20 protein-coding genes are annotated in these 24,666 nt (G+C 42.4%); 18 read left to right on the top strand and 2 right to left on the bottom strand.

Features of this window, described 5'->3' with window-relative positions; translation table 11 throughout:
* Nucleotides 1-29 precede the first annotated feature (29 nt).
* The 10 genes from purF to purB all read left to right on the top strand — a co-directional run bounded on the left by purF (nucleotide 30) and on the right by purB (nucleotide 10,973).
* Nucleotides 30-1,472, top strand: a complete 1,443-nt coding sequence (purF, locus tag HMPREF2613_RS05780; RefSeq protein WP_070479650.1) for an amidophosphoribosyltransferase — start codon at nucleotides 30-32, stop codon at nucleotides 1,470-1,472.
* A 213-nt stretch (nucleotides 1,473-1,685) separates the two neighbouring features.
* Nucleotides 1,686-2,705, top strand: a complete 1,020-nt coding sequence (gene purM / locus HMPREF2613_RS05775) for a phosphoribosylformylglycinamidine cyclo-ligase (RefSeq protein ID WP_070479648.1) — start codon at nucleotides 1,686-1,688, stop codon at nucleotides 2,703-2,705.
* Entirely contained in the window at nucleotides 2,702-3,253 is a 552-nt protein-coding gene (gene purN, locus HMPREF2613_RS05770) for a phosphoribosylglycinamide formyltransferase (RefSeq protein ID WP_070479646.1), read from the top strand. Before purM ends, purN begins: the two co-directional genes overlap by 4 nt.
* Before the next feature lie 44 nt (nucleotides 3,254-3,297).
* On the top strand, nucleotides 3,298-3,762 hold the full coding sequence (locus HMPREF2613_RS05765; RefSeq protein ID WP_070479643.1) for a GNAT family N-acetyltransferase: 465 nt from the start codon (nucleotides 3,298-3,300) through the stop codon (nucleotides 3,760-3,762).
* A gap of 1 nt (nucleotide 3,763) precedes the next feature.
* On the top strand, nucleotides 3,764-5,311 hold the full coding sequence (gene purH / locus HMPREF2613_RS05760) for a bifunctional phosphoribosylaminoimidazolecarboxamide formyltransferase/IMP cyclohydrolase (RefSeq protein WP_070479641.1): 1,548 nt from the start codon (nucleotides 3,764-3,766) through the stop codon (nucleotides 5,309-5,311).
* Between the two features lie 121 nt (nucleotides 5,312-5,432).
* On the top strand, nucleotides 5,433-6,698 hold the full coding sequence (gene purD / locus HMPREF2613_RS05755; protein ID WP_070479639.1) for a phosphoribosylamine--glycine ligase: 1,266 nt from the start codon (nucleotides 5,433-5,435) through the stop codon (nucleotides 6,696-6,698).
* A gap of 202 nt (nucleotides 6,699-6,900) precedes the next feature.
* Nucleotides 6,901-7,392 carry a 5-(carboxyamino)imidazole ribonucleotide mutase gene (gene purE, locus HMPREF2613_RS05750; protein WP_070479636.1) on the top strand — a complete coding sequence of 164 codons (492 nt, stop codon included), beginning with the start codon at nucleotides 6,901-6,903 and terminating at the stop codon, nucleotides 7,390-7,392.
* Nucleotides 7,379-8,452, top strand: coding sequence for a 5-(carboxyamino)imidazole ribonucleotide synthase (gene purK / locus HMPREF2613_RS05745; protein WP_070479634.1), 1,074 nt, complete (start codon nucleotides 7,379-7,381; stop codon nucleotides 8,450-8,452). The genes purE and purK overlap by 14 nt, the downstream gene beginning before the upstream one ends.
* 18 nt (nucleotides 8,453-8,470) lie before the next feature.
* Complete coding sequence (locus tag HMPREF2613_RS05740) at nucleotides 8,471-9,529, top strand: beta-carotene 15,15'-monooxygenase (protein WP_070479632.1); 1,059 nt, start codon at nucleotides 8,471-8,473, stop codon at nucleotides 9,527-9,529.
* 145 nt (nucleotides 9,530-9,674) lie between these two features.
* Nucleotides 9,675-10,973, top strand: coding sequence for an adenylosuccinate lyase (gene purB, locus HMPREF2613_RS05735; RefSeq protein WP_020903313.1), 1,299 nt, complete (start codon nucleotides 9,675-9,677; stop codon nucleotides 10,971-10,973).
* A gap of 55 nt (nucleotides 10,974-11,028) precedes the next feature.
* Here the strand turns inward: purB and strH are convergent, their stop codons facing one another.
* Both strH and HMPREF2613_RS05725 read right to left on the bottom strand, forming a co-directional pair.
* Nucleotides 11,029-15,228 (bottom strand): LPXTG-anchored beta-N-acetylhexosaminidase StrH, encoded by a 4,200-nt coding sequence (gene strH / locus HMPREF2613_RS05730; RefSeq protein WP_070479630.1) that lies wholly within the window; start codon nucleotides 15,226-15,228, stop codon nucleotides 11,029-11,031.
* A gap of 317 nt (nucleotides 15,229-15,545) precedes the next feature.
* Entirely contained in the window at nucleotides 15,546-16,262 is a 717-nt protein-coding gene (locus HMPREF2613_RS05725; RefSeq protein WP_031237756.1) for a GntR family transcriptional regulator, read from the bottom strand.
* 319 nt (nucleotides 16,263-16,581) lie between these two features.
* On the opposite strand from HMPREF2613_RS05725, the gene HMPREF2613_RS05720 reads away from it, so the two are divergent.
* From HMPREF2613_RS05720 to HMPREF2613_RS05685, 8 genes are all read left to right on the top strand, one after another.
* On the top strand, nucleotides 16,582-18,369 hold the full coding sequence (locus HMPREF2613_RS05720) for a glycoside hydrolase family 35 protein (RefSeq protein ID WP_070479628.1): 1,788 nt from the start codon (nucleotides 16,582-16,584) through the stop codon (nucleotides 18,367-18,369).
* Complete coding sequence (locus HMPREF2613_RS05715) at nucleotides 18,366-18,842, top strand: PTS sugar transporter subunit IIB (RefSeq protein WP_000156970.1); 477 nt, start codon at nucleotides 18,366-18,368, stop codon at nucleotides 18,840-18,842. The genes HMPREF2613_RS05720 and HMPREF2613_RS05715 overlap by 4 nt, the downstream gene beginning before the upstream one ends.
* Before the next feature lie 26 nt (nucleotides 18,843-18,868).
* On the top strand, nucleotides 18,869-19,774 hold the full coding sequence (locus HMPREF2613_RS05710; protein ID WP_070479625.1) for a PTS mannose/fructose/sorbose/N-acetylgalactosamine transporter subunit IIC: 906 nt from the start codon (nucleotides 18,869-18,871) through the stop codon (nucleotides 19,772-19,774).
* Complete coding sequence (locus HMPREF2613_RS05705; protein WP_070479623.1) at nucleotides 19,761-20,582, top strand: PTS system mannose/fructose/sorbose family transporter subunit IID; 822 nt, start codon at nucleotides 19,761-19,763, stop codon at nucleotides 20,580-20,582. Before HMPREF2613_RS05710 ends, HMPREF2613_RS05705 begins: the two co-directional genes overlap by 14 nt.
* 3 nt (nucleotides 20,583-20,585) lie before the next feature.
* Nucleotides 20,586-20,990: a PTS sugar transporter subunit IIA gene (locus tag HMPREF2613_RS05700; RefSeq protein ID WP_083279232.1), complete on the top strand. Its 405-nt coding sequence runs from the start codon at nucleotides 20,586-20,588 to the stop codon at nucleotides 20,988-20,990.
* Nucleotides 20,991-21,200: 210 nt separating this feature from the next.
* Complete coding sequence (locus HMPREF2613_RS05695) at nucleotides 21,201-22,367, top strand: SIS domain-containing protein (RefSeq protein WP_070479621.1); 1,167 nt, start codon at nucleotides 21,201-21,203, stop codon at nucleotides 22,365-22,367.
* 116 nt (nucleotides 22,368-22,483) lie between these two features.
* Nucleotides 22,484-23,521: an aldose epimerase family protein gene (locus HMPREF2613_RS05690; protein ID WP_070479618.1), complete on the top strand. Its 1,038-nt coding sequence runs from the start codon at nucleotides 22,484-22,486 to the stop codon at nucleotides 23,519-23,521.
* A 181-nt stretch (nucleotides 23,522-23,702) separates the two neighbouring features.
* The coding region (locus HMPREF2613_RS05685; protein WP_148129940.1) for a YSIRK-type signal peptide-containing protein at nucleotides 23,703-24,666 on the top strand (964 nt) is incomplete at its 3' end.

The raw sequence follows: 24,666 nt of genomic DNA, 5'->3' as shown, positions 1-24,666 counted from the left end.
TGATTGCAAATGAAAATTAGGTATAAAAAATGACATACGAAGTAAAATCTCTTAATGAAGAATGTGGTGTTTTCGGCATATGGGGACATCCAGATGCTGCTAAATTGACCTATTTTGGTCTCCACAGTCTTCAGCACCGTGGTCAGGAGGGGGCAGGAATCCTCTCCAATGACCAAGGGAAACTAAAGCGGCATCGTGATATGGGTCTTCTATCAGAAGTCTTCAGAAATCCTGCTAACTTAGATAAATTGACAGGAACCGGTGCGATTGGGCATGTGCGTTATGCGACTGCTGGCGAAGCTTCTGTAGATAACATCCAGCCCTTCCTCTTCCGTTTTCACGATATGCAGTTTGGCTTGGCTCATAATGGGAATCTGACCAATGCAGCCTCTCTCAAGAAAGAACTGGAACAAAGAGGCGCGATTTTCAGCGCGACTTCGGACTCGGAAATCTTGGCTCACCTCATTCGTCGCAGTCATAATCCTAGCCTGATGGGCAAAATCAAGGAAGCGCTCAGCCTTGTCAAAGGTGGTTTTGCCTATATCTTGCTGTTTGAGGATAAGTTGATTGCAGCTCTTGATCCTAATGGCTTCCGTCCGCTTTCTATCGGGAAAATGGCCAACGGAGCGGTGGTGGTTTCATCTGAAACCTGTGCTTTTGAGGTTATTGGTGCCGAGTGGATTCGTGATTTGAAACCAGGTGAGATTGTGATTATTGATGACAAGGGCATCCAGTATGACAGCTATACAGACGATACCCAGTTAGCAATCTGTTCTATGGAGTATATCTATTTTGCTCGCCCTGATTCTAACATTCATGGTGTCAATGTCCATACGGCACGTAAACGTATGGGTGCTCAATTGGCGCGTGAATTCAAGCATGAGGCGGATATCGTGGTCGGTGTGCCCAATTCCTCCCTCAGCGCAGCCATGGGATTTGCAGAAGAATCCGGGCTACCAAATGAAATGGGCCTCATCAAGAACCAATACACCCAACGTACCTTTATCCAACCGACTCAAGAATTGCGGGAGCAAGGGGTGCGGATGAAACTCTCTGCTGTTTCAGGCGTTGTAAAAGGCAAGCGTGTGGTTATGATTGATGACTCTATTGTACGTGGAACAACCTCTCGTCGGATCGTTCAGCTCTTGAAAGAAGCGGGTGCGACTGAGGTTCACGTTGCCATTGGTAGTCCAGCGCTAGCTTATCCATGCTTCTACGGGATTGATATCCAGACCCGTCAGGAGCTGATTGCGGCTAATCATACGGTCGAAGAAACTCGCCAAATCATTGGTGCGGACAGTCTGACTTATCTTTCTGTTGAAGGTTTGATTGAGTCGATTGGGATTGAAACAGATGCACCAAATGGTGGTCTCTGTGTTGCTTACTTTGACGGTGACTACCCAACACCTCTCTATGACTATGAAGATGACTATCGTCGCAGTTTGGAAGAAAAGACCAGTTTTTACAAATAGACAATAAATCCTCCATTAAAGAAAAGGAATAAATAAATGACAAAAAATGCTTATGCCTCACGTCTCACTACTGACTAAAGGCTTAAGCATTTGTCAGTAGACGCTTTGTCCTATAGGATCAAAGCTAGAGCCCTGACTAGTATTTTTAGATAAAATAATTGTTTATCTAAAAATACGTCGCAGTCTTTCTCAAAAAAAGAAAAGGATTAAAAAATGACAAAAAATGCGTACGCTCAATCTGGTGTGGATGTTGAAGCGGGTTATGAAGTTGTTGAACGGATTAAAAAGCACGTGGCTCGTACGGAGCGTGCAGGTGTTATGGGAGCTCTGGGTGGCTTTGGTGGCATGTTTGACCTTTCAAAAACAGGTGTCAAAGAGCCGGTTTTGATTTCAGGGACTGACGGTGTCGGAACCAAGCTCATGCTGGCTATCAAGTACGACAAGCACGATACTATCGGTCAGGACTGTGTGGCTATGTGTGTCAACGACATCATTGCTGCAGGTGCGGAGCCCCTCTATTTCCTCGACTATGTGGCAACTGGCAAGAATGAACCAGCTAAACTAGAACAAGTGGTTGCTGGTGTGGCAGAAGGCTGTGTGCAGGCAGGTGCTGCCCTCATTGGTGGGGAAACAGCTGAAATGCCTGGCATGTACGGCGAAGATGACTATGACTTGGCTGGTTTTGCGGTCGGTGTGGCTGAAAAATCTCAAATTATTGACGGTTCAAAAGTAGCAGAAGGTGATGTTCTTCTCGGACTTGCTTCAAGTGGTATTCACTCAAATGGTTACTCACTCGTTCGTCGTGTCTTTGCGGACTATACAGGTGAGGAAGTCTTGCCAGAATTGGAGGGCAAGAAACTCAAAGAAGTTCTTCTTGAGCCGACTCGTATCTATGTCAAGGCTATCTTGCCCCTCATCAAGGAAGGGTTGGTCAACGGTATTGCCCACATCACTGGTGGAGGCTTTATCGAAAATGTCCCTCGTATGTTTGCAGATGACCTAGCTGCGGAAATTGAAGAAGACAAAGTACCAGTGCTTCCGATTTTCAAAGCCCTTGAAAAATATGGTCAGATCAAACACGAAGAAATGTTTGAAATCTTCAATATGGGTGTGGGACTTATGTTTGCAGTTAGCCCTGAAAATGTAAGTCGTGTCAAGGAATTGTTGGATGAACCAGTCTATGAAATTGGTCGTATCATCAAGAAAGAAAACGAAAGTGTCATCATCAAATGAAAAAAATAGCGGTTTTTGCCTCTGGTAATGGCTCAAATTTTCAGGTGATTGCTGAAGAATTTCCAGTGGAGTTTGTCTTTTCAGACCATCGTGACGCCTATGTGCTTGAGCGTGCAGAGCAGCTCGGCATTCTGTCCTATGCTTTTGAACTCAAGGAGTTTGAGAGCAAGGCAGACTACGAAGCAGCCCTTGTCGAACTCTTGGAAGAACACCAGATTGACTTAGTTTGCCTCGCCGGCTACATGAAAATCGTTGGGCCAACCTTATTGGCGGCTTATGAAGGCAGGATTATCAACATTCATCCAGCCTATCTGCCAGAATTTCCAGGAGCTCATGGGATTGAAGATGCTTGGAATGCTGGCGTTGTTGAGAGTGGTGTTACCATTCACTGGGTGGACTCTGGTGTGGATACAGGCAAGGTCATCAAACAAGTGCGTGTGCCAAGGCTGGCTGATGATACCATTGACAGTTTTGAAACTCGCATTCATGAGGCGGAGTACAAGCTCTATCCAGAGGTCTTGGATCGTTTGGGAGTGGAGAGAAGGTAAGAAGTAGATCAAGTTTTGATTGTGCAATATTGCTAGGAGAAAAAATGATTGAGTTGAAATTAGTAGATGAGAGCAGTTTTCAGGCAGTGCTGGATTTGAAAATATCTGAAGCTGATGAACGAGCACGTTTCGTGGCTCCAAATGTACGTTCTTTAGCTGACGCATGGCTCTACCGAGAGAATGGGGATGTGTTTCCGATGGCAATCTATTGGGATAAGCAAGTGGTTGGCTTTCTCCTTCTGGAAATAGACGAGGATGAAGCGGAATACTTTATCTGGCGGATAATGATTGGCCAGCAGTACCAAGGAAGAGGTTATGGACGAAAAGCTTTGGAAGTTCTGATCAAAAAAGCTCAGATGGATAGCACTTGCAATCATATTATCGCAGATTATGTAGTTGGAAATGAAAAAATGAAGTACCTGCTGACTAGTTTGGGTTTTCAGGAAACAGGATTTATAGAAGAAAATAACGAAGTCGCTATGCGCTTGAACCTAAAGAAAGAGGAATAGAATGACGAAAAAAGCCTTAATCAGCATCTCAGACAAAGCGGGCATTGTTGAATTTGCCCAAGAACTCAAAAAACTTAGCTGGGATATCATCTCAACAGGTGGTACCAAAGTTGCCCTTGACAATGCTGGGGTGGAGACTATTGCTATTGACGATGTGACTGGTTTCCCAGAAATGATGGATGGCCGTGTCAAGACCCTTCACCCAAATATCCATGGGGGGCTCCTCGCTCGTCGTGATCTTGATAGCCATCTAGAGGCTGCTAAGGACAATAAGATCGAATTGATAGACCTTGTTGTAGTCAACCTTTACCCATTCAAGGAAACGATCCTCAAACCAGATGTGACGTATGCAGATGCAGTGGAGAATATCGATATAGGTGGGCCATCTATGCTTCGTTCAGCGGCTAAAAACCACGCCAGCGTGACAGTTGTGGTAGACCCTGCTGATTATGCTGTTGTTCTTGACGAATTGTCAGCAAAAGGTGAAACAAGTTATGAAACTCGCCAACGTTTGGCGGCTAAGGTTTTCCGTCATACAGCAGCTTATGATGCCTTGATTGCAGAATACTTCACAGCTCAAGTCGGAGAAAGCAAGCCTGAAAAGCTCACTTTGACCTATGACCTCAAGCAAGCTATGCGCTATGGGGAAAATCCTCAGCAGGATGCGGACTTCTACCAAAAAGCTTTGCCGACGGACTACTCAATTGCATCAGCCAAACAGCTCAACGGTAAGGAATTGTCCTTTAACAATATCCGTGATGCGGATGCGGCTATCCGTATTATTCGTGATTTCAAAGACCGTCCAACCGTTGTGGCCCTCAAACACATGAATCCATGTGGCATCGGTCAAGCTGATGATATCGAAACTGCTTGGGACTATGCTTATGAGTCTGACCCAGTCTCAATTTTCGGTGGTATTGTCGTTCTCAACCGTGAGGTGGATGCTGCGACAGCTGAGAAGATGCATGGTGTTTTCCTCGAGATTATCATTGCACCAAGCTATACGGATGAAGCGCTAGCCATTTTGACCAACAAAAAGAAAAACTTGCGCATCCTTGCCTTGCCATTTGATGCTCAAGAGGCTAGTGAAGTGGAAGCAGAGTACACAGGCGTGGTTGGTGGACTCCTCGTCCAAAACCAAGATGTGGTGAAAGAAAGTCCAGCTGACTGGCAAGTGGTTACCAAACGCCAACCAACGGAGACAGAGGCGACTGCCCTTGAGTTTGCATGGAAGGCTATCAAGTACGTCAAATCAAATGGTATTATCGTGACCAACGACCACATGACACTTGGTGTTGGCCCAGGTCAAACCAACCGTGTGGCCTCCGTTCGTATTGCCAGCGACCAAGCCAAAGATCGTCTTGACGGCGCTGTGCTTGCTTCTGATGCCTTCTTCCCATTTGCGGATAACGTGGAAGAAATCGCCAAAGCAGGAATCAAGGCTATCATCCAGCCTGGAGGCTCAGTCCGTGACCAAGAGTCTATCGAAGCAGCTGACAAATACGGCTTGACTATGGTCTTCACAGGCGTGAGACATTTTAGACATTAAGAAGATGAAAGGGAAGAAAACAGTTTCTTTCCTTTTTTGTCTTAAAATGCTAAGTGAAAGAAGATTAAAACGAACGTTTGTGGTATAATGTTAGTAAATAATTCGCAAAAGAGGTTGAAAGATGAAGCTGTTAGTTGTCGGTTCGGGTGGTCGTGAACATGCGATTGCTAAGAAGTTGCTTGAGTCAAAAGACGTTGAAAAAGTATTTGTGGCTCCTGGAAATGACGGGATGACTCTGGATGGGTTGGAATTGGTGGATATTTCTATTTCCGAACATTCTAAATTGATTGAGTTTGCAAAAGCCAACGATATTGCTTGGTCCTTCATTGGTCCAGATGACGCCCTTGCGGCTGGGATTGTGGATGATTTTAATAAAGCTGGGCTCAAGGCTTTTGGTCCGACAAGATTGGCAGCGGAGTTGGAGTGGTCCAAGGATTTTGCCAAGGAAATCATGGTCAAATATGGCGTTCCGACAGCAGCCTATGGCACATTTTCTGACTTTGAGGAAGCTAAGGCCTATATCGAAAAGAAGGGGGCTCCAATCGTAGTTAAGGCAGATGGTTTGGCACTTGGGAAGGGTGTTGTCGTTGCTGAGACAGTCGAGCAAGCAGTCGAAGCAGCTCATGAGATGCTATTGGACAATAAATTCGGTGATTCAGGTGCGCGTGTGGTTATCGAGGAGTTTCTTGAAGGTGAGGAATTTTCACTCTTTGCTTTTGTCAATGGTGACAAGTTCTACATCATGCCAACGGCTCAGGATCACAAACGTGCCTACGACGGGGACAAGGGCCCTAACACTGGTGGGATGGGTGCCTATGCACCAGTTCCTCACTTGCCACAGAGTGTAGTTGAAACAGCGGTTGACACCATTTTCAAGCCAGTCCTAGAGGGGATGATTAAGGAAGGTCGTCCTTATCTGGGTGTTCTTTATGCGGGGCTTATCTTGACAGCGGATGGACCTAAGGTTATCGAGTTTAATGCTCGCTTTGGAGATCCTGAAACTCAGATTATTCTACCTCGATTAACCTCTGATTTTGCCCAAAATATCACAGATATTCTGGATGGCAAGGAGCCAAGCATTACCTGGACGGACAAGGGTGTGACTCTGGGTGTGGTTGTCGCATCCAACGGTTACCCGCTAGAATATGAAAAGGGTGTTGAATTGCCAACCAAGACAGAAGGCGACATCATAACCTACTATGCAGGTGCGAAATTCGCTGAAAATGAGCAAGACCTTCTTTCAAACGGCGGACGTGTCTATATGCTCGTCACCACAGCAGACACCGTTAAAGACGGACAAAACATTATTTACAGTGAACTCGCCCAACAAAACACAGAAGGACTCTTTTACCGAACAGATATCGGAAGCAAGGCTATAAAAGATTAACAGTTACTAAATTTGTCATGGCGAGCGAAAGCGAGCCAAAGTAAGATAATGGTCGCCGTGGTGAAAAGACCCAGAACAGTATCTGTTCTGGTCTAGGGAAACTTTGAGACCCTAGGCTCAAAGTTTAGGAATGAAACCGAAGGTTTGCTTCCGTCCCCACCACCTAAGACCATTATCAAAAAAGAAGAAAAAAGGAAAAATTATGACTAAACCAATTATTTCCATCATCATGGGCTCCAAATCCGACTGGGCAACCATGCAAAAAACAGCAGAAGTCTTAGACCGCTTCGGCGTTGCTTACGAAAAGAAGGTGGTCTCTGCCCATCGCACACCTGATTTCATGTTCAAGCATGCCGAAGAAGCACGTAGCCGTGGTATCAAGGTCATCATAGCGGGTGCTGGAGGCGCAGCCCATTTGCCAGGTATGGTCGCAGCTAAAACAACCCTTCCAGTCATTGGGGTGCCCGTCAAATCACGTGCCCTTAGTGGCGTGGATTCACTCTATTCCATCGTTCAGATGCCGGGCGGTGTGCCTGTTGCGACAATGGCTATCGGTGAAGCTGGTGCGACCAACGCTGCCCTCTTTGCCCTTCGTCTCCTATCAGTAGAGGATCAGTCTATCACGACAGCATTGGCAGATTTCGCAGAGGAGCAAGGAAAAATCGCAGAGGAGTCTACAAATGAGCTCATCTAAAACAATCGGAATTATAGGTGGCGGCCAGCTGGGTCAGATGATGGCCATTTCTGCTATCTACATGGGGCACAAGGTTATCGCGCTGGATCCTGCGGCTGATTGCCCAGCCTCTCGCGTAGCGGAAATCATTGTGGCGCCTTATAATGACGTGGATGCTCTGCGTCAGTTGGCTGAGCGTTGCGATGTCCTCACCTATGAGTTTGAAAATGTCGATGCCGACGGTTTGGATGCTGTCATCAAGGATGGACAACTCCCTCAAGGGACAGACCTGCTCCGTATTTCTCAAAATCGCATTTTTGAAAAGGACTTTCTCTCAAACAAGGCTCAAGTCACTGTGGCACCTTACAAGGTTGTGACCTCAAGCCAAGATTTGGCAAATATGGACCTATCGAAAAACTATGTCCTCAAGACTGCGACTGGTGGTTACGATGGCCATGGTCAAAAGGTTATTCGCTCAGAAGCAGATTTGGAAGAAGCCTATGCCCTAGCTGACTCAGCAGACTGCGTTTTAGAAGAATTTGTCAACTTTGACCTTGAAATTTCTGTCATCGTGTCAGGAAATGGCAAGGATGTGACGGCATTCCCAGTTCAGGAAAATATCCACCGCAACAATATCTTGTCTAAGACCATCGTGCCAGCTCGCATTTCTGATAGTCTAGCTGAAAAAGCTAAAGTCATGGCAGTGCGAATTGCAGAACAACTAAACTTGTCTGGAACTCTCTGCGTGGAAATGTTTGCGACTGCTGACGACATCATTGTCAATGAAATTGCGCCACGTCCACACAACTCAGGTCATTACTCTATTGAAGCCTGCGACTTTTCACAGTTTGATACCCATATCTTGGGTGTTCTCGGAGCACCATTGCCATCTATCAAATTGCATGCGCCTGCAGTCATGCTCAACGTCCTCGGACAGCATGTCGAGGCCGCTGAAAAATATGTCACAGAAAATCCAAGCGCCCACCTCCACATGTATGGTAAAATAGAAGCAAAGCACAGCCGCAAGATGGGGCATGTGACTTTGTTTAGTGATGTGCCGGATAGTGTGGTTGAATTTTAAAGTAAGGAGAAAAAGGGTTTGGCACTTGTAGAAAAAGTAATAAAATCTTTCAAAATATTATTAGATAGAATTAATAATTTTTTTAAAAGTAGAACTATAGACTCTGAGCATATAATAGGAATAATATACGCGTTATTATATTTATTACCTTTTTTGGTAAATAGTTTGATTTACGCAATCATTACCTTAATTTTTAGTTATTTACCACTTACGACTTTAATTGTGTCGTTATTGATGTGTATAATAAATTGTGCCTTACTCATTTACTTTGTACAAACATTTATTAAGTTTATTAGAGAAAAACGTTTTTTACTGGGGACAATCTTATTATATTTAATTTTAGCATTTTTGCTTGGAACAATTTTTTGGTTTGGCATGATATTTTTGAGCTTAACGCTTACAATGACAATGTTTCTTCCAGATAGTATCCAACCAAATGAATTTTTAGCTATGATTTATAAGTATAGTAACAATTATCAGAGGATGAGTGCTCTCTTTGAAAGTAGTTCAAAATTAGGGGCACCTATAATTCAAATATTAGCAATATCAAATCTGCTAAATTCATTTATTCCTGAGAAATACAAAACTATAGATTTAAAATTTTTTGATAAAATCATTCGTATTTTATTTAAAATCATTTTTATAATAATACCACTGTTAGCATTTTTTATTTTTTATCATATTGATAAAACTTCATTTACTATTATTGGTTTAATTACAGTAATCATTACATGGATAATTGATCCTAAAAATATTGCCATTTTGATCAATTTAAAAGTGAAGGTCTCTGATGAGGATATAAAGCCAGAAATTCTTAATAAATTTAAATTATTTCAATTATTTATAAGTTTTATTGTTGTTTCTTGGGCTATTAGTGTGTACTTTTTTCAAGAACAAAGTATAGAAATCAGATTGTATATTTCTTTAGGCTCTTTGTTATGTTTTATGTTCGTATTACTAATTTGTCAAAGAATTTTAAAAAGGAATGGAGAAAGTTGGCTAAATAACAACTTTAAGGATGAAATTGCGAAGAAATTTATTGAAGATAATTTCAATTCTGATGACGATGATAATTAGATCGTTTTTTGAGGTTGCGATAGGAAGTTTATGATTAAATGTTTTACTTCATGAATTAACGCTAAAAAGAATTGGAGAATTTGAATAAAGTGATTGCTGGTTGCTAACTGATGTGAAACATCAAAAGAAAGGAAAAATTAACAACATGATTAACCGTTACTCTCGCCCTGAGATGGCGAACATTTGGAGTGAAGAAAATAAATACCGTGCTTGGCTTGAGGTGGAAATCTTGGCTGACGAGGCATGGGCTGAGTTGGGGGAAATCCCTAAGGAAGATGTGGCTTTGATTCGTGAGAAAGCGGACTTTGACATCGACCGTATTTTGGAGATTGAGCAGGAGACTCGTCACGATGTGGTTGCCTTCACGCGTGCGGTTTCTGAGACGCTTGGTGAAGAGCGTAAGTGGGTCCACTATGGTTTGACTTCTACCGACGTGGTGGATACTGCCTACGGTTACCTCTACAAGCAGGCCAATGACATCATCCGTCGTGACCTTGAAAACTTCACCAACATCATCGCTGACAAGGCTAAAGAGCACAAGTTCACCATCATGATGGGGCGTACCCATGGTGTGCACGCTGAACCGACAACTTTTGGTCTTAAATTGGCCACTTGGTACAGCGAAATGAAGCGTAATATCGAGCGTTTCGAGCATGCGGCTGCTGGTGTGGAAGCTGGTAAAATTTCTGGTGCGGTTGGGAACTTTGCCAACATCCCACCATTCGTTGAAAAATACGTCTGCGACAAATTAGGTATCCGTGCTCAAGAAATCTCTACACAGGTGCTTCCTCGTGACCTTCACGCTGAGTACTTTGCAGTTCTTGCTAGTATCGCGACTTCAATTGAGCGTATGGCTACTGAAATCCGTGGTCTGCAAAAATCTGAACAACGTGAAGTGGAAGAGTTCTTTGCCAAAGGACAAAAAGGTTCTTCAGCAATGCCTCACAAACGCAACCCTATCGGTTCTGAGAACATGACTGGTCTGGCGCGTGTTATCCGTGGTCATATGATTACAGCCTATGAAAATGTCGCTCTCTGGCATGAACGTGATATCTCCCACTCATCAGCTGAGCGTATCATCACACCAGATACGACTATTTTGATTGACTACATGCTCAACCGTTTTGGAAACATCGTTAAGAACTTGACTGTCTTCCCAGAAAACATGATCCGCAACATGAACTCTACATTTGGTTTGATTTTCAGCCAACGCGCTATGTTGACCTTGATTGAAAAAGGAATGACCCGTGAGCAAGCCTATGACTTGGTGCAACCAAAAACAGCCTACTCTTGGGACAATCAAGTGGACTTCAAACCACTTCTTGAGGCAGATCCAGAAGTAACATCACGTCTCACACAAGAAGAAATCGATGAAATCTTCAACCCTGTATACTACACCAAACGAGTGGATGATATCTTTGAACGTCTAGGACTGGGTGATTAATTAAAAAAATAAACAGCGAGCTTCAATCTCGCTGTTTATTTTTTATCGAAAAGACTTAGTCTTCTTTTCTTTTAGTGAGTCCATAGGCTGCTAGTGAGGCCATGAGTCCTGCGACTACTAGTCCTGCAGAATCGTGACTTCCTGTTTCAGGAAGTTTTTTCTCTGTTGCCACAGGAGCTGGACCTTGAGGAAGAGCTTTGCTTTCCTCAGCAGGAGCAGTTGATGGAGCTGGTTGGCCTGGGATTTCTAGTTTTGGTTTTTCTTCAGCAATAGCGGCTTGTCCGTTTTCATCGCCTACATGTGTTACCATAGTTCCGACTTCGACTATTTGAGTAACAGCTTCCTGTGCTACGACACTATTTACAAGTGTTTTCACTTCTTTACCATCGGCAGAAGTGCTCACAGAGTAGAAGTTTGTACGGCGACCGTTGACACCTTTAGTAATGACTTGTGTTTTTCCTTTGAGCAAGAGTGGATTTTCACGAGTAACAGTGGTAAATGGAATTTCTTCTTCTTGGATATCCAGTCTAGGTTTTGTTTCTGCAACTGGAGCAAGATCATGTTCATCGCCTACATGTGTTACCATAGTTCCGACTTCAACAATTTGAGTAATTGCTTCTTTGCTTACAAGACTATCTACAAGTGTTTTCACTTCCTTGCCATCAAGAGTGCTCACAGAGTAGAAATTTGTACGGCGCCCGTTGACACCTTTAGTAATGACTTGCGTTTGTCCTTTGAGTAAGAGTGGATTTTCACGTGTTACGGTAGTGAAAGGAATCTCTTCCTCTTGGACATATAGTTTAGGTTTTACCTCAGTAGTTGGTGCAAGACCACTTTCATCACCCTTGTGAGTTACAGGAGTACCGACTTCAACCACTTGGTTCACAGCTTCTTTGGTTACCTGGCTATCAAGGACTGTTTCTGTTGTTTTTCCATTTTCAGTGAGTACAGAGATGTAATGAGTTCGTTCACCTTTGACTCCTGCTGTGATAATATTTTCCTGACCAGCTGGGAGGTTAGGATTTTCTTTCTTGATAACTTCAAATGGAATTTCTTCAGTTCTTGTGATGAGCTCTGGACTGGTTTCAACATTGGCAGCCACTTCATTTTCATCCAGGCTTCCTGAGTGAGTTGCAGCTGGTTTGAGGCCTAAGCGAGCAGCTTTTAGTTTGGCTACAAGTGTGTCAAGCTCAGCTTGTTTATTACGGTTGAGGTTGTAATTTAGAGCTGTTTTAGCTGCGTCAAGGGCCTCAAGACTTTCTTTACTATATCCGTCTAAGTTTGTAGGAATTTTAGCTAATTCTTCGCGGAGAGCATTATAATTAGCACGGAAGTAGTCTTTGTTGTGGTCTGCAAAGGCAGTCATGAGTTCAAAGATTTCTTCTTCCTTGTACTCTGCACTTGGCTTGTCTGCCCAGATAGCAAGCATACTGCCGACTGTTGGAAGGTCTACTTCGGGATACTTAGTAGAAGCAAGTTGATTGAATGGAACTTTACCAGAATTTTCAACAGCTTTTGATAGTGGATAAGCTTCGTCTGGTTTATGATTGCCTAGAACATAATACCAGTCTCCATTGGTGTTGAGGAGTTTGTATCCTTTACTTGCCAGGTACTGAGGAGTTGCAAGGTTGTAACCCCACCATCCTTTAGACCAGTAAGAGATGATGACATCCTTATCAAACTGAACATCGTCCTTGTCTTCATAGTAGAAGCCATCGTTGAAGGCCATTGGTTGAAGACCTCTTTCTTTGGCCATGGCAGCAAGGGTGTTAGAGTACTCAGCAAACTTGCCATAGAGATTGTAGTATTTTAGATAATACCAGCCTTGCGCGTTGGTGGCATCATTGGCATATTCGTCTGTACCATAGTTAAAGATCTTAGTCTTGCCTGCAAAGAAGTCCATGTACTTGCCAATAAGTGCTTTGACAAAGTTCATGGCCTCTTCGTTTTCAAGGTCCATGGTTGTTTTGGAGACCTTGTCAAAGTTGGCTTGAGGATTTTTAATACCCAATTTTTCCATGGCAACCAGCATAGCATCCATGTGACCTGGACTGTTAATAGCTGGGATGAGACCGATGCCCTTAGATTTAGCGTATTCAATTAGTTCTGTCACTTCTGCCTGTGTAAGTGCAGTTCCGTTTGGATCATCGTAGTAAGCTTTTGTTCCTTGGATGATGGCATTTTTGACATCATCACTTGCATAGGTTTTTCCGTTGGCAGTGATGGTCATATCATCGAGTAAGAATCGAAGTCCGTCATTTCCTAGAAGGAGATGGACGTCAGAATATCCGAGCTCACTGGCCTTATCTACGATGCGTTTGAGTTGGTCAAGAGTAAAGTATTTGCGTCCAGCATCGATTGAAATTACCTTGTTTTTAGCAAGTTTTTCAACCTCACGTTTAGCATCTTCTTCTTTTTGAGCTTCTGGTGTGAAGGTCAAATTGCTGACTGCTTCTTGAAGTTTTGCAATTGCTTGGTCAATCGTATCTTGTTGGGCGCGACTGAGGTTGCTATCAAGTGAACGGATGGCTTTTGCAGCCTCATTAACTGTTGCGACGCTTTCTGCAGTATAACGGTTAAGGTCTTTTGGTACCTCGTTAAGTGCTTTTTCTGCAGACTCATAATCAGCTGCGAAGTATTCAGCGTTAGAATTTGCGAATTGACGCATGAGTTTGAAGAGGCGTGATGGTGAATAACGTGCAGATGGAGTGTCAGCCCAAGCAGCTACCATACCACCGATGATTGGGATATCAGCTCCTTCTGTTTTTGGTACAGAAGTGATTGGTGTGTTTTTAATACCATTGAGCCCCTGATCGAGATTGTACCAGCCTTGGCCATCTGCATTTCGTCCAAGAACATAGTACCAAGCATCGTTAGTGTTTAGGATTTGGTGACCTTTTTCTACTAGAAGTTTAGAAGAAGCGACGTCGTAACCTCCCCAACCACCAGTCCACATTGAAACGATGATATCTTTGTCAAAAGTTCCGAAGCTAGTATCACTATTGTAGTAAATACCATCATTGAAGGCCATTGGTTTTAGACCGTGCGATTTTACAATACGAGCGAGGTCATTGGCGTAGGCAATAAATTTTTCATAGCCTTTTACAGGGTAGCCTTCGTTTGGATAGTATTTATCAGCTTGAAGAACGCTCCAACCTTTAGCGTTTGTTGCATCATTGGCATATTCATCCAGTCCGATGTTGAAGATTTCAGTCTTTTTCGCGAAATAAGCAGCATACTTGTCGATAAGGGCTTTTGTAAAAGCGACCGCTTGTTCGTTGTCAAGGTCTACGGTACGAGCTGATTCCTTCCCAAAATAGTTAAAGTTAGGGTTTTGGATTCCCAATTCTTTCATGGCATTGAGAATCGCATCCATGTGACCAGGACTATTTACTGTCGGAATGAGACCGATGCCTTTATCTTTGGCATAGTTAATCAGATCTGTCATTTGACTTTCTGTTAAGTGATTGCCGTTTGGATCGTTGTAATAATCATTTGTACCTTTTTCAATGGCACGCTTGACATCATCACTGGCATAGGTCTTGCCGTTAGCTGTGATGCTCATATCGTCCAACATGAAGCGGAGTCCATCATTTCCGACTAATAGGTGTAAATCAGTGTAGCCATAATGTTTCGCTTTGTCAATGATTTCCTTGAGTTGTTCTGGTGAGAAATATTTACGTCCAGCATCAATAGAAACAATTTTCTTTTTCGCTAGTTTTTCATTTACAGTTGCAGCACGTTCCTTTCCTGCCTCTGTTGCCGGTTTGTCAGCCTCTGCTTTCGCTTCATCTTTTTCAGCTGGTTTATCCTTGTCAGTCTTGTCTGTATTTGACTCTTTAGAATCAGCCTCTTTCTTAGGGCTAGTTTCTTCTGCCTTTTTATTAGCAGTTTCTTTTTCAGCAGAAGTTGGCGTTACCACTTCTGCTTTATCACTAGGAGTTGAACTAACTTCCTCTTGTGGTTTTTCTTCTGTTTTTGGACGACTAGCTACCTTATCAGTAGCTGGAATTTCTGTTTCTACAGTTTTTGGAGCTTCTGGTTGAAGCTCTGCTTTAGGTGTTTCCTCAGTCCGATTTTCGGATGATTGAGGGGAATCAGAAACCGTATGGATGGTCGGTTGGTTTTCTGTAGTAGTAGGAGTAACTCCATCGGCTGTAACAGTCTGTGCTTGGAAGGCGAATCCAATTAGAACAGAAGCTGCTCCTACAGCGTATTTACGAATAGAAAAACGCTGTTGTTTTTCATGTTTCATTGCAAAACCTCCTGATTGCATTGTTATATTGATAGCGTTTACATAAATCAACACCTTTATTTTATTTCTTATATTAACGAGAGTCAAGAGGAGATGACAAAAAACTATAATAAGTATAAAAAAATATAAAATTTAAACTTAAGATTTCAGATTGGTCGGAAAAGATACATATATATATCTAGTAGAATCTTTTTGGTTCTATTTCTATAAAATATTCCACAAATTATAGAATCTTCCAAAAATAGGTAAGCGCTACCTTTTTGATGTGGTATAATAAGTATAGAAAAAGCCCAAGCGCTTAGGCTCAGGCTTTCTTCTTAGTGATCACGGTCACATGAAATGAATTTAATTTTGTAGTAATCCGCTCGTTTATATGTTTCGCTGTATGCGAGAACTTGACCAGTAGACTCTAGTTTAGTAGTCTTGGTTTGTAAAACGGTTGGGAATTGTTCATCGACTCCGAGGACCGAAGCCGCATGTTCTGGAGTTGGAAATGCTATTTCATTGATTTCTTCAAAATGTTCATCATTCATGTGAATGTGGTAATCCAATTTGAAACGGTTATAGATGGAGCTATAATATTCAAGATTTGGATAATTTGCGTTGATGTATTGTTCTGGAATGTAAGATGTATGGTAGATGTAGACAACACCACCTGTTTCGCGTACGCGTTCAATCTTGTAGTAGAACTGATCTCCGCGTAGTCCGAGTTTTTCTAAGTAGCTTAGTTTGTTTCCACGCTCAATAGAAAGGACGGTAACTTTATCATCTTTAGTTTCAAAAACTTCTACATCTGAAAACTCTACGAGTTTGTGTTTGCGTGCGCGTGAAACGAATGTACCCTTTCCTTGTTGGCGGACAATATAGCCATCCTTGGCAAGGTCGTTTAAGGCACGAACAACTGTGATAGAACTTACATCATACATTGCAATCAATTCAGCTTCAGTGTAGAATTTATCTCCACTGGCAAATTGACCAGAAATGATTTTGTTCTTTAATTCATCTTTAATATATTGATACTTTGGAATTGCCATATTTTCACCTCGATTTTCCTTCTCCGTTAAAGATTTTACCATAAAACTGGAAAGAATAGTAGCCTTTTGAATAAAAAAATTAGAATAATAGGCTATAAGGTTAATTTACATAGGAATAAATAGAAAAACCTACATTTTTATACATGGTGCCAAAATGTTGTTATGACTATAGATTACAAGATTTTTATAAGTTTTTAGTGTAAAATTTAGTGAAAAATGAAAAAAATCGTGAAAACCTATTGACAAATGCAAGATATTGAGATATATTTACTATATCAACAAATGAAAGCGTAAACTTTAATTGTCAGAAGGTAAGAACATGACACGATTTGAGATACGAGATGATTTTTATCTCGATGGAAAATCATTTAAGATTTTATCTGGCGCCATTCATTATTTTAGGGTTCCTCCAGAAGATTGGTATCATTCGCTCTATAACTTGAAGGCTCTTGGTTTTAATACAGTAGAGACTTATGTGGCCTGGAATTTACACGAGCCTCGTGAGGGTGAGTTTCACTTTGAAGGGGCTCTGGATTTGGAGCGATTTCTTCAGACAGCACAAGATTTAGGTCTCTATGCGATTGTTCGTCCGTCACCCTTCATCTGTGCAGAGTGGGAATTTGGTGGCTTACCAGCTTGGCTCTTGACCAAGGATATGAGAATTCGTTCATCAGATCCTGCTTATATCGAAGCTGTCGGTCGCTATTATGACCAGCTCTTGTCACGGTTGGTTCCACATTTGTTGGACAATGGTGGCAACATCCTCATGATGCAGGTTGAAAATGAGTATGGTTCTTATGGAGAAGATAAGGCTTATCTGAGAGCCATTCGACAGTTGATGGAAGAGCGTGGCGTAACCTGTCCCCTCTTTACATCAGATGGTCCATGGCGAGCTACTCTGAAAGCTGGAACCTTAATCGAAGAGGACCTCTTTGTAACAGGTAACTTTGGTTCTAAGGCACCGTACAACTTTTCACAGATGCAGGAATTCTTTGATGAGCATGGTAAGAAATGGCCGCTCATGTGTATGGAGTTCTGGGATGGCTGGTTTAATCGTTGGAAAGAACCGATTATCACACGGGATCCCAAAGAATTGGCAGAAGCTGTTCGAGAGGTATTGGAGCAAGGCTCTATCAACCTTTACATGTTCCACGGTGGTACAAACTTTGGATTCATGAATGGTTGCTCGGCTCGAGGAACTCTGGACCTGCCACAAGTTACATCTTATGATTACGATGCCCTTCTGGATGAAGAAGGAAATCCAACTGCCAAATATCTGGCAGTCAAGAAGATGATGGCAACACATTTCCCAGAGTATCCGCAGTTAGAACCACTCTACAAAGAGAGTATGGAGTTGGATGCTATTCCACTAGTTGAAAAAGTTTCCTTGTTTGAAACCTTGGATAGCTTGTCAAGTCCTGTAGAAAGTCTCTATCCTAAAAAGATGGAGGAGTTGGGACAAAGTTATGGCTACCTACTCTATCGAACAGAAACAAGTTGGGATGCAGAAGAAGAAAGACTTCGTATCATTGACGGTCGAGATAGGGCTCAGCTTTATGTCGATGGTCAGTGGGTCGAAACCCAATATCAGACAGAGATTGGGGAAGATATTTTTTATCAAGGTGAAAAGAAAGCGCTATCTAGATTGGATATCTTGGTAGAAAATATGGGGCGTGTCAACTATGGACACAAGTTCTTAGCAGATACGCAACGTAAGGGGATTCGGACAGGGGTTTGTAAGGATTTGCACTTCTTACTAAACTGGAAACACTATCCACTTCCTCTAGATAATCCTGAGAAAATTGATTTTTCAAAAGGATGGGCAGAAGGACAACCAGCCTTTTACGCTTATGACTTTACAGTCCAAGAGCCAAAAGATACTTACCTAGACTTGTCTGAGTTTGGTAAGGGAGTTGCCTTTGTCAATGGGCAGAATCTAGGACGTTTTTGGAACGTCGGCCCAACCCTCTCACTTTATATCCCTCATAGCTATCTCAAGGAAGGTGCCAACCGCATCATTATCTTTGAAACAGAAGGTGAATATAAAGAAGAGATTTATTTAACTCGTAAACCTACACTAAAACACATAAAGGGGGAAAACTTATGACAATTGTAGGATGCCGTATCGATGGACGTTTGATCCACGGACAAGTAGCCAATCTATGGGCTGGAAAACTAAATGTTTCACGTATTATGGTTGTAGATGACGAAGTTGTCAACAACGACGTTGAAAAGAGTGGTTTGAAACTTGCGACACCACCAGGTGTGAAATTGAGTATTTTGCCAATTGAAAAAGCGGCAGCCAATATTCTTGCTGGTAAATACGATAGCCAACGTCTCTTTATCGTTGCTCGTAAACCAGACCGTTTCCTTGGTTTGGTAGAAGCAGGTGTACCACTTGAAACCCTTAATGTTGGGAATATGTCTCAAACACCAGAAACTCGCGCCATCACACGTTCTATCAACGTAGTGGACAAGGATGTGGAAGACTTCCACAAACTGGCAGAAAAAGGTGTCAAACTTACTGCTCAAATGGTTCCAAATGATCCAATTTCAGACTTTTTGAGCTTATTAAAATAGGAAAAAATTTTTAGGAGGTCATTGTTATGATACAATGGTGGCAAATTTTACTTCTCACTTTGTACTCAGCTTATCAAATCTGTGATGAGTTGACAATCGTTTCATCTGCAGGTTCCCCTGTATTTGCTGGTTTCATTACCGGTTTGATTATGGGAGATGTGACTACTGGTCTACTTATCGGTGGTAACTTGCAATTGTTCGTTCTTGGGGTTGGTACCTTCGGTGGTGCTTCTCGTATCGACGCAACTTCTGGTGCGGTTCTTGCGACAGCTTTCTCTGTTTCACAAGGTATCGATACCGCACTTGCGATTACAACAATCGCTGTGCCAGTAGCAGCACTTTTGACATACTTCGACGTTCTTGGACGTATGACAACTACTTTCTTCGCTCACCGTGTGGATGCTGCGATCGAACGCTTTGACTATAAAGGTATTGAACGCAACTACTTGCTTGGTGCGATTCCTTGGGCTTTATCTCGTGCCCTTCCAGTCTTCTTTGCTCTTGCCTTTGGTGGTGCCTTTGTTCAAGGAGTAGTAGACTTGGTTAAACAATACCAATGGGTTGCAGATGGCTTGACACTTGCAGGACGTATGCTTCCAGGTCTTGGATTTGCGATCTTGCTTCGTTACCTTCCAGTTAAACGTAACCTTCACTACCTTGCTATGGGATTTGGTTTGACAGCTATGTTGACTGTACTTTACTCAAACGTAACAAGTCTTGGTGGCGCTGTTGCTGGTATCGTAGGTACTCTACCTAAAGATGTGGCTGAAAAAATTGCTTTTGTCAACAACTTTAAAGGTTTGTCTATGATTGGTATCTCTATCGTGGGTATCTTCCTTGCAGTGCTTCACTTCAAAAATAGCCAAAAAGTAGCTGTAGCAGCACCTTCTACACCATCAGAAAGTGGGGAAATCGAAGATGACGAATTCTAATTACAAACTTACAAAAGAAGATTTTAATCAAATCAACAAACGTAGCTTGTTTACTTTCCAATTAGGTTGGAACTACGAACGTATGCAAGCTTCTGGTTACCTTTACATGATCTTGCCTCAATTGCGTAAAATGTATGGGGATGGAACTCCTGAATTGAAAGAAATGATGAAAGTTCATACTCAATTCTTCAATACTTCACCATTCTTCCACACAATTATCGCTGGTTTTGACCTTGCCATGGAAGAAAAAGATGGTGTAGGTTCAAAAGATGCCGTTAACGGTATCAAGACAGGTTTGATGGGACCATTCGCTCCTCTTGGAGATACGATCTTTGGTTCACTTGTACCTGCTATCATGGGATCTATCGCAGCAACTATGGCTATCGCTGGCCAACCATGGGGAATCTTCCTTTGGATTGCAGTTGCATTTGTTTATGATATCTTCCGTTGGAAACAGTTAGAATTTGCCTACAAAGAAGGGGTTAACCTTATCAACAACATGCAAAGTACTTTGACAGCTTTGATTGACGCTGCATCTGTACTTGGTGTCTTCATGATGGGTGCTCTTGTAGCAACAATGATCAACTTTGAAGTTTCTTATAAATTGCCAATCGGTGAAAAGATGATTGACTTCCAAGACATCTTGAACTCAATCTTCCCACGCTTGCTTCCAGCAATCTTTACTGCCTTTATCTTCTGGTTGCTTGGTAAGAAAGGTATGAACTCTACAAAAGCAATTGGTATCATCATTGCTCTTGCATTAGGTCTTTCATTCATCGGTAAATTCTTACTTGGAATGGGCGCATAATTTATGGTTAAATCATTAATTTTGGTGAGTCATGGTCGCTTCTGTGAAGAACTTAAAGGTAGCACAGAAATGATTATGGGTCCACAAGAAAATATTCATGCTGTAGCTCTTCTTCCAGAAGATGGCCCAGAAGAATTTACTGCAAAATTTGAAGCAGCTATTGAAGGTTTGGATGATTTCCTAGTCTTTGCGGATCTTCTCGGTGGAACACCATGTAACGTGGTCAGCCGTTTGATCATGGAAGGTCGTGACATCGAACTTTACGCAGGGATGAATCTTCCAATGGTGATTGAATTTATCAATGCGAGCCTTACAGGCGCAGATGCAGACTATAAGAGCCGTGCTGCAGAAAGTATTGTGAAAGTCAATGACCTGTTAGCGGGCTTCGATGATGACGAAGATGAATAAGATGTGACAACGTGAAAATCACAGGGAAAATAGGCGATAAGAGGATGGAGCGATGCTCCGACGATAATCGGTCTTTTTCCCAAAGATTTTAGTTGGAACTCGATTCAATAAGATGTGATATCGTGAAAATCGTTAGAGCATTTTATATAGAATATACATGGGAATGGGGCTTACTCCCATTCCCATATTTAATAGAAAAAGAGGAAATCAATGCTACATTATACAAAAGAAGACTTGCTCGAATTGGGTGCAGAAATCACTACACGTGAAATCTACCAACAGCCTGATGTATGGAAAGAAGCTTTTGAATCTTATCAAGCAAAACGTGAAGAAATTGCAGCCTTCCTACAAGGGATTGCTGATAAACATGACTATATCAAGGTTATCTTGACAGGTGCTGGGACTTCTGCTTATGTGGGAGATACCTTGGTACCATACTTTAAGGAAGCCTATGACGAACGCAAATGGAATTTCAATGCTATTGCGACAACTGATATCGTTGCCAATCCAGAAACCTATTTGAAAAAAGATGTGGCAACTGTCCTTGTATCTTTTGCTCGTAGTGGGAACTCGCCTGAAAGTGTGGCGACTGTTGATTTGGCCAAAGCCTTGGTGGATGAGCTTTATCAAGTGACGATTACTTGTGCAGCAGATGGTAAATTGGCTCTTCAAGCTCATGGAGATGAACGCAATCTCTTGCTCTTGCAACCAGCTGCTTCTAATGATGCTGGCTTTGCCATGACTTCTAGCTTTACCTCTATGATGTTAACAGCTCTCTTGGTCTTTGATCCTACAGAATTTGCTCTTAAGTCTGAACGTTTTGAAGTTGTGTCTAGCCTTGCCCGTAAAATTCTAGACAATGCAGAAGATGTCAAAGAACTTGTTGACCTAGACTTTAACCGTGTCATCTATCTAGGCGCTGGTCCTTTCTTTGGTCTTGCTCATGAAGCTCAGCTCAAGATTTTGGAATTGACAGCTGGCCAGGTGGCGACTATGTATGAAAGCCCAGTCGGCTTCCGTCACGGTCCAAAATCACTGATCAACGAAGATACAGTTGTCTTGGTCTTTGGTACAACGACAGACTACACTCGTAAGTACGACTTGGACTTGGTTCGTGAAGTTGCTGGTGACCAGATTGCTCGTCGTGTTGTGCTTTTGAGTGATCAAGCCTTTGGACTTGAAAATGTCAAAGAAGTGGCCCTTGGTTGTGGCGGTGTCTTGAATGATATTTACCGTGTCTTCCCTTACATTGTTTATGCCCAACTCTTTGCCCTATTGACTTCACTCAAGGTAGAAAATAAACCAGATACACCGTCTCCTACAGGTACAGTAAACCGTGTGGTACAAGGTGTTATCATCCACGAATATCAAAAGTAATACTGCGTTTATAGATTCTTGATAAAGGGGTTTGTAAATCATACAAGTAAACCATAGATTGTCAATTCGCTTTCTATGGTTTGTTTGATTGAGAGAAATAGTAAAAGGAGAACAGAATGAAAGCATACACAGAGCGTGTATTTGGAAATGTTGAGGGCAAGGATGTCTTGGCCTATCGCTTTGAGACAGACGGTGGCTACCAGCTTGAGGTTATGACTTATGGTGCGACCATCTTACGCTATGTCACACCTGACAAGGCTGGAAATTTTGCCAATGTTATCTTGGGTTTTGATGATTTTGATAGCTATGTAGGCAATAGTCCCAAGCATGGAGCTAGCGTAGGTCCTGTGGCAGGACGTATTGCAGGTGCGACCTTTGAGCTTAATGGCAAGAACTATGACCTTGAAGTCAACAATGCTAGCAACTGTAACCATAGTGGTTCAACTGGTTGGGATTCTAGCTTGTTTGAACTAGTTGAAGTGAGCGACCATGGTTTGACCCTCTACATAGAGCGTACAGATGGGACAGGAGGATTTCCTGGAAATCTCAAGATTTGGATCAGTTATCACTTGGAAGAAACTGGTGCCTATGAAATCAGCTACAAGGTAACGACAGATCAGGATACGCTGGTTAATCCAACCAATCACAGCTACTTCAACTTGTCTGGTGATTTCACAAAGACGATTGACCGTCATGTCTTCCAACTAAACACAGAGGGCATTTATCCAATCGCTCCCGATGGTGTTCCTGCCAAAACTCCAGATGCCAATCGTGATGTAGTGAAACACATTTATAATGGTGTCTTGTTGAAGGATATCTTTGCAGAAGAAGACGAACAAATCCAGCTAGTATCTGGTTTGGATCACCCATTTGCCCTTCCTGCAGGTCATGACAATGCTGGTTTCCTTTATGACCAAAATTCAGGTCGCTTCCTGCTTTTCAAGACAGAAGCTCCTTGCTTTGTAGTCTACACAGCAAACTTTGTGGATGAAAGTGTCATCATAGGAGGTCAGCCAATGGTACAGCACAATGGGATTGCCCTTGAAGCGCAGGCTTTACCAGATGCCATTCACAGCGACCTCAAAGACCAAGTTATTCTCAAAGCAGGTCAAACCTTTACAAGCAAGACACGCTATGAGCTTGTTGTGAAATAAAAATTTAGAAATATGATAGGTATTCCAGAAGTTAGGTATCTAATTTTAGGAATGCCTTTTATTATTCCCTTATTTGCATATCTATCCCTAGAATCTTTTAAAAAGTTGATGTATAATGGGAAGAGTTGTATATTTCACTATAAATTAATATACTAATTTAAAAATGTAAAAAGAGGGGAATATGAATTTCAAAACTAGTGGAGAAAAAAGACAGAATTTCTCATTGAGAAAATTGGCAGTTGGCCTTGTATCTGTAGCAGTTGCGTGTTTCTTTTTGATGGGAACTGGCCTACAGACTGTATCTGCCCAAGAATCTCATGCCGTTAATTATACTTATGTTTTAGAGTCGGATTTGACTGATGAAGAGAAGACTCTCTTAGTTACATCCCTACCACAAGTAGCGGAAGAATCTGATGCGACTTACTATCTGGTTTATCGAGCCAATCAAGTATTGCCCAATACGGGGACCAGCTCTTCATTAGGGACTGTTGCCTTGGTGGCAGGCCTTAGTTTATTGATTGTAGTAGTTCTTAAGGGACGTGATGGCAAGAGCAAGATTAGTCGATTCTTGTTAGTAAGCGCTCTAGGCAGTCAGTTGCTGTCTCCAACTGTCCTTGCCTTGACTAGCGAAACACTAGCTGCCTACAACACTCAACTATCTGTTCAGGCAGGAGATGCTTTGCCAGCTCCGGTTGATATTCCTGGTTATACATACATAGGATATGTGAAAAATAAAGTAGACGTTGTTAAGCAATCAGATAAACAGAAGGCGCATGACAGCAAGTCTAACTTAGAAAATGTAGATAGCTCAACGATAGAGGAACAACAAGGAGGAACACCTTCTCCTATAGAGCCTCAACTACAAAAAAACAAAGAAACTGTAGTGCAAGCAAAGGGGGGCCAAGAGCCGGGTCATGAGGGTGCAGCCCTAGTTCAACCCGTTCAACCGACTTATACAGAACCCGTTAGCACCCAAGGTACACAAGAGTCAGGCCATAAAGGCGAGGCTCTAGTTCAACCAGTGCAACCGGCCTACACAGCACCAATCAGTACTCAAGGGACCCAAGAGTCAGGTCATGAGGGCGAGGCTCTAGTTCAACCAGTGCAACCAGCCTACACAGCACCAATCAGTACTCAAGGGACCC

This window comes from Streptococcus sp. HMSC070B10 (assembly GCF_001808665.1).
Lineage (GTDB): Bacteria > Bacillota > Bacilli > Lactobacillales > Streptococcaceae > Streptococcus.
Note: the sequence above shows the minus strand (reverse complement) of the source record. Positions and strands in the feature narration are given on the sequence as shown.

Excerpts from the sequence above, each read along its gene's own strand:
- purF (WP_070479650.1), top strand. The coding sequence starts at position 30 with ATGACATACGAAGTAAAATCTCTTAATGAAGAATGTGGTGTTTTCGGC.
- purM (WP_070479648.1), top strand. The coding sequence starts at position 1,686 with ATGACAAAAAATGCGTACGCTCAATCTGGTGTGGATGTTGAAGCGGGT.
- purN (WP_070479646.1), top strand. The coding sequence starts at position 2,702 with ATGAAAAAAATAGCGGTTTTTGCCTCTGGTAATGGCTCAAATTTTCAG.
- HMPREF2613_RS05765 (WP_070479643.1), top strand. The coding sequence starts at position 3,298 with ATGATTGAGTTGAAATTAGTAGATGAGAGCAGTTTTCAGGCAGTGCTG.
- purH (WP_070479641.1), top strand. The coding sequence starts at position 3,764 with ATGACGAAAAAAGCCTTAATCAGCATCTCAGACAAAGCGGGCATTGTT.
- purD (WP_070479639.1), top strand. The coding sequence starts at position 5,433 with ATGAAGCTGTTAGTTGTCGGTTCGGGTGGTCGTGAACATGCGATTGCT.
- purE (WP_070479636.1), top strand. The coding sequence starts at position 6,901 with ATGACTAAACCAATTATTTCCATCATCATGGGCTCCAAATCCGACTGG.
- purK (WP_070479634.1), top strand. The coding sequence starts at position 7,379 with ATGAGCTCATCTAAAACAATCGGAATTATAGGTGGCGGCCAGCTGGGT.
- purB (WP_020903313.1), top strand. The coding sequence starts at position 9,675 with ATGATTAACCGTTACTCTCGCCCTGAGATGGCGAACATTTGGAGTGAA.
- strH (WP_070479630.1), bottom strand. The coding sequence starts at position 15,228 with ATGAAACATGAAAAACAACAGCGTTTTTCTATTCGTAAATACGCTGTA.
- HMPREF2613_RS05725 (WP_031237756.1), bottom strand. The coding sequence starts at position 16,262 with ATGGCAATTCCAAAGTATCAATATATTAAAGATGAATTAAAGAACAAA.
- HMPREF2613_RS05720 (WP_070479628.1), top strand. The coding sequence starts at position 16,582 with ATGACACGATTTGAGATACGAGATGATTTTTATCTCGATGGAAAATCA.
- HMPREF2613_RS05715 (WP_000156970.1), top strand. The coding sequence starts at position 18,366 with ATGACAATTGTAGGATGCCGTATCGATGGACGTTTGATCCACGGACAA.
- HMPREF2613_RS05710 (WP_070479625.1), top strand. The coding sequence starts at position 18,869 with ATGATACAATGGTGGCAAATTTTACTTCTCACTTTGTACTCAGCTTAT.
- HMPREF2613_RS05705 (WP_070479623.1), top strand. The coding sequence starts at position 19,761 with ATGACGAATTCTAATTACAAACTTACAAAAGAAGATTTTAATCAAATC.
- HMPREF2613_RS05700 (WP_083279232.1), top strand. The coding sequence starts at position 20,586 with ATGGTTAAATCATTAATTTTGGTGAGTCATGGTCGCTTCTGTGAAGAA.
- HMPREF2613_RS05695 (WP_070479621.1), top strand. The coding sequence starts at position 21,201 with ATGCTACATTATACAAAAGAAGACTTGCTCGAATTGGGTGCAGAAATC.
- HMPREF2613_RS05690 (WP_070479618.1), top strand. The coding sequence starts at position 22,484 with ATGAAAGCATACACAGAGCGTGTATTTGGAAATGTTGAGGGCAAGGAT.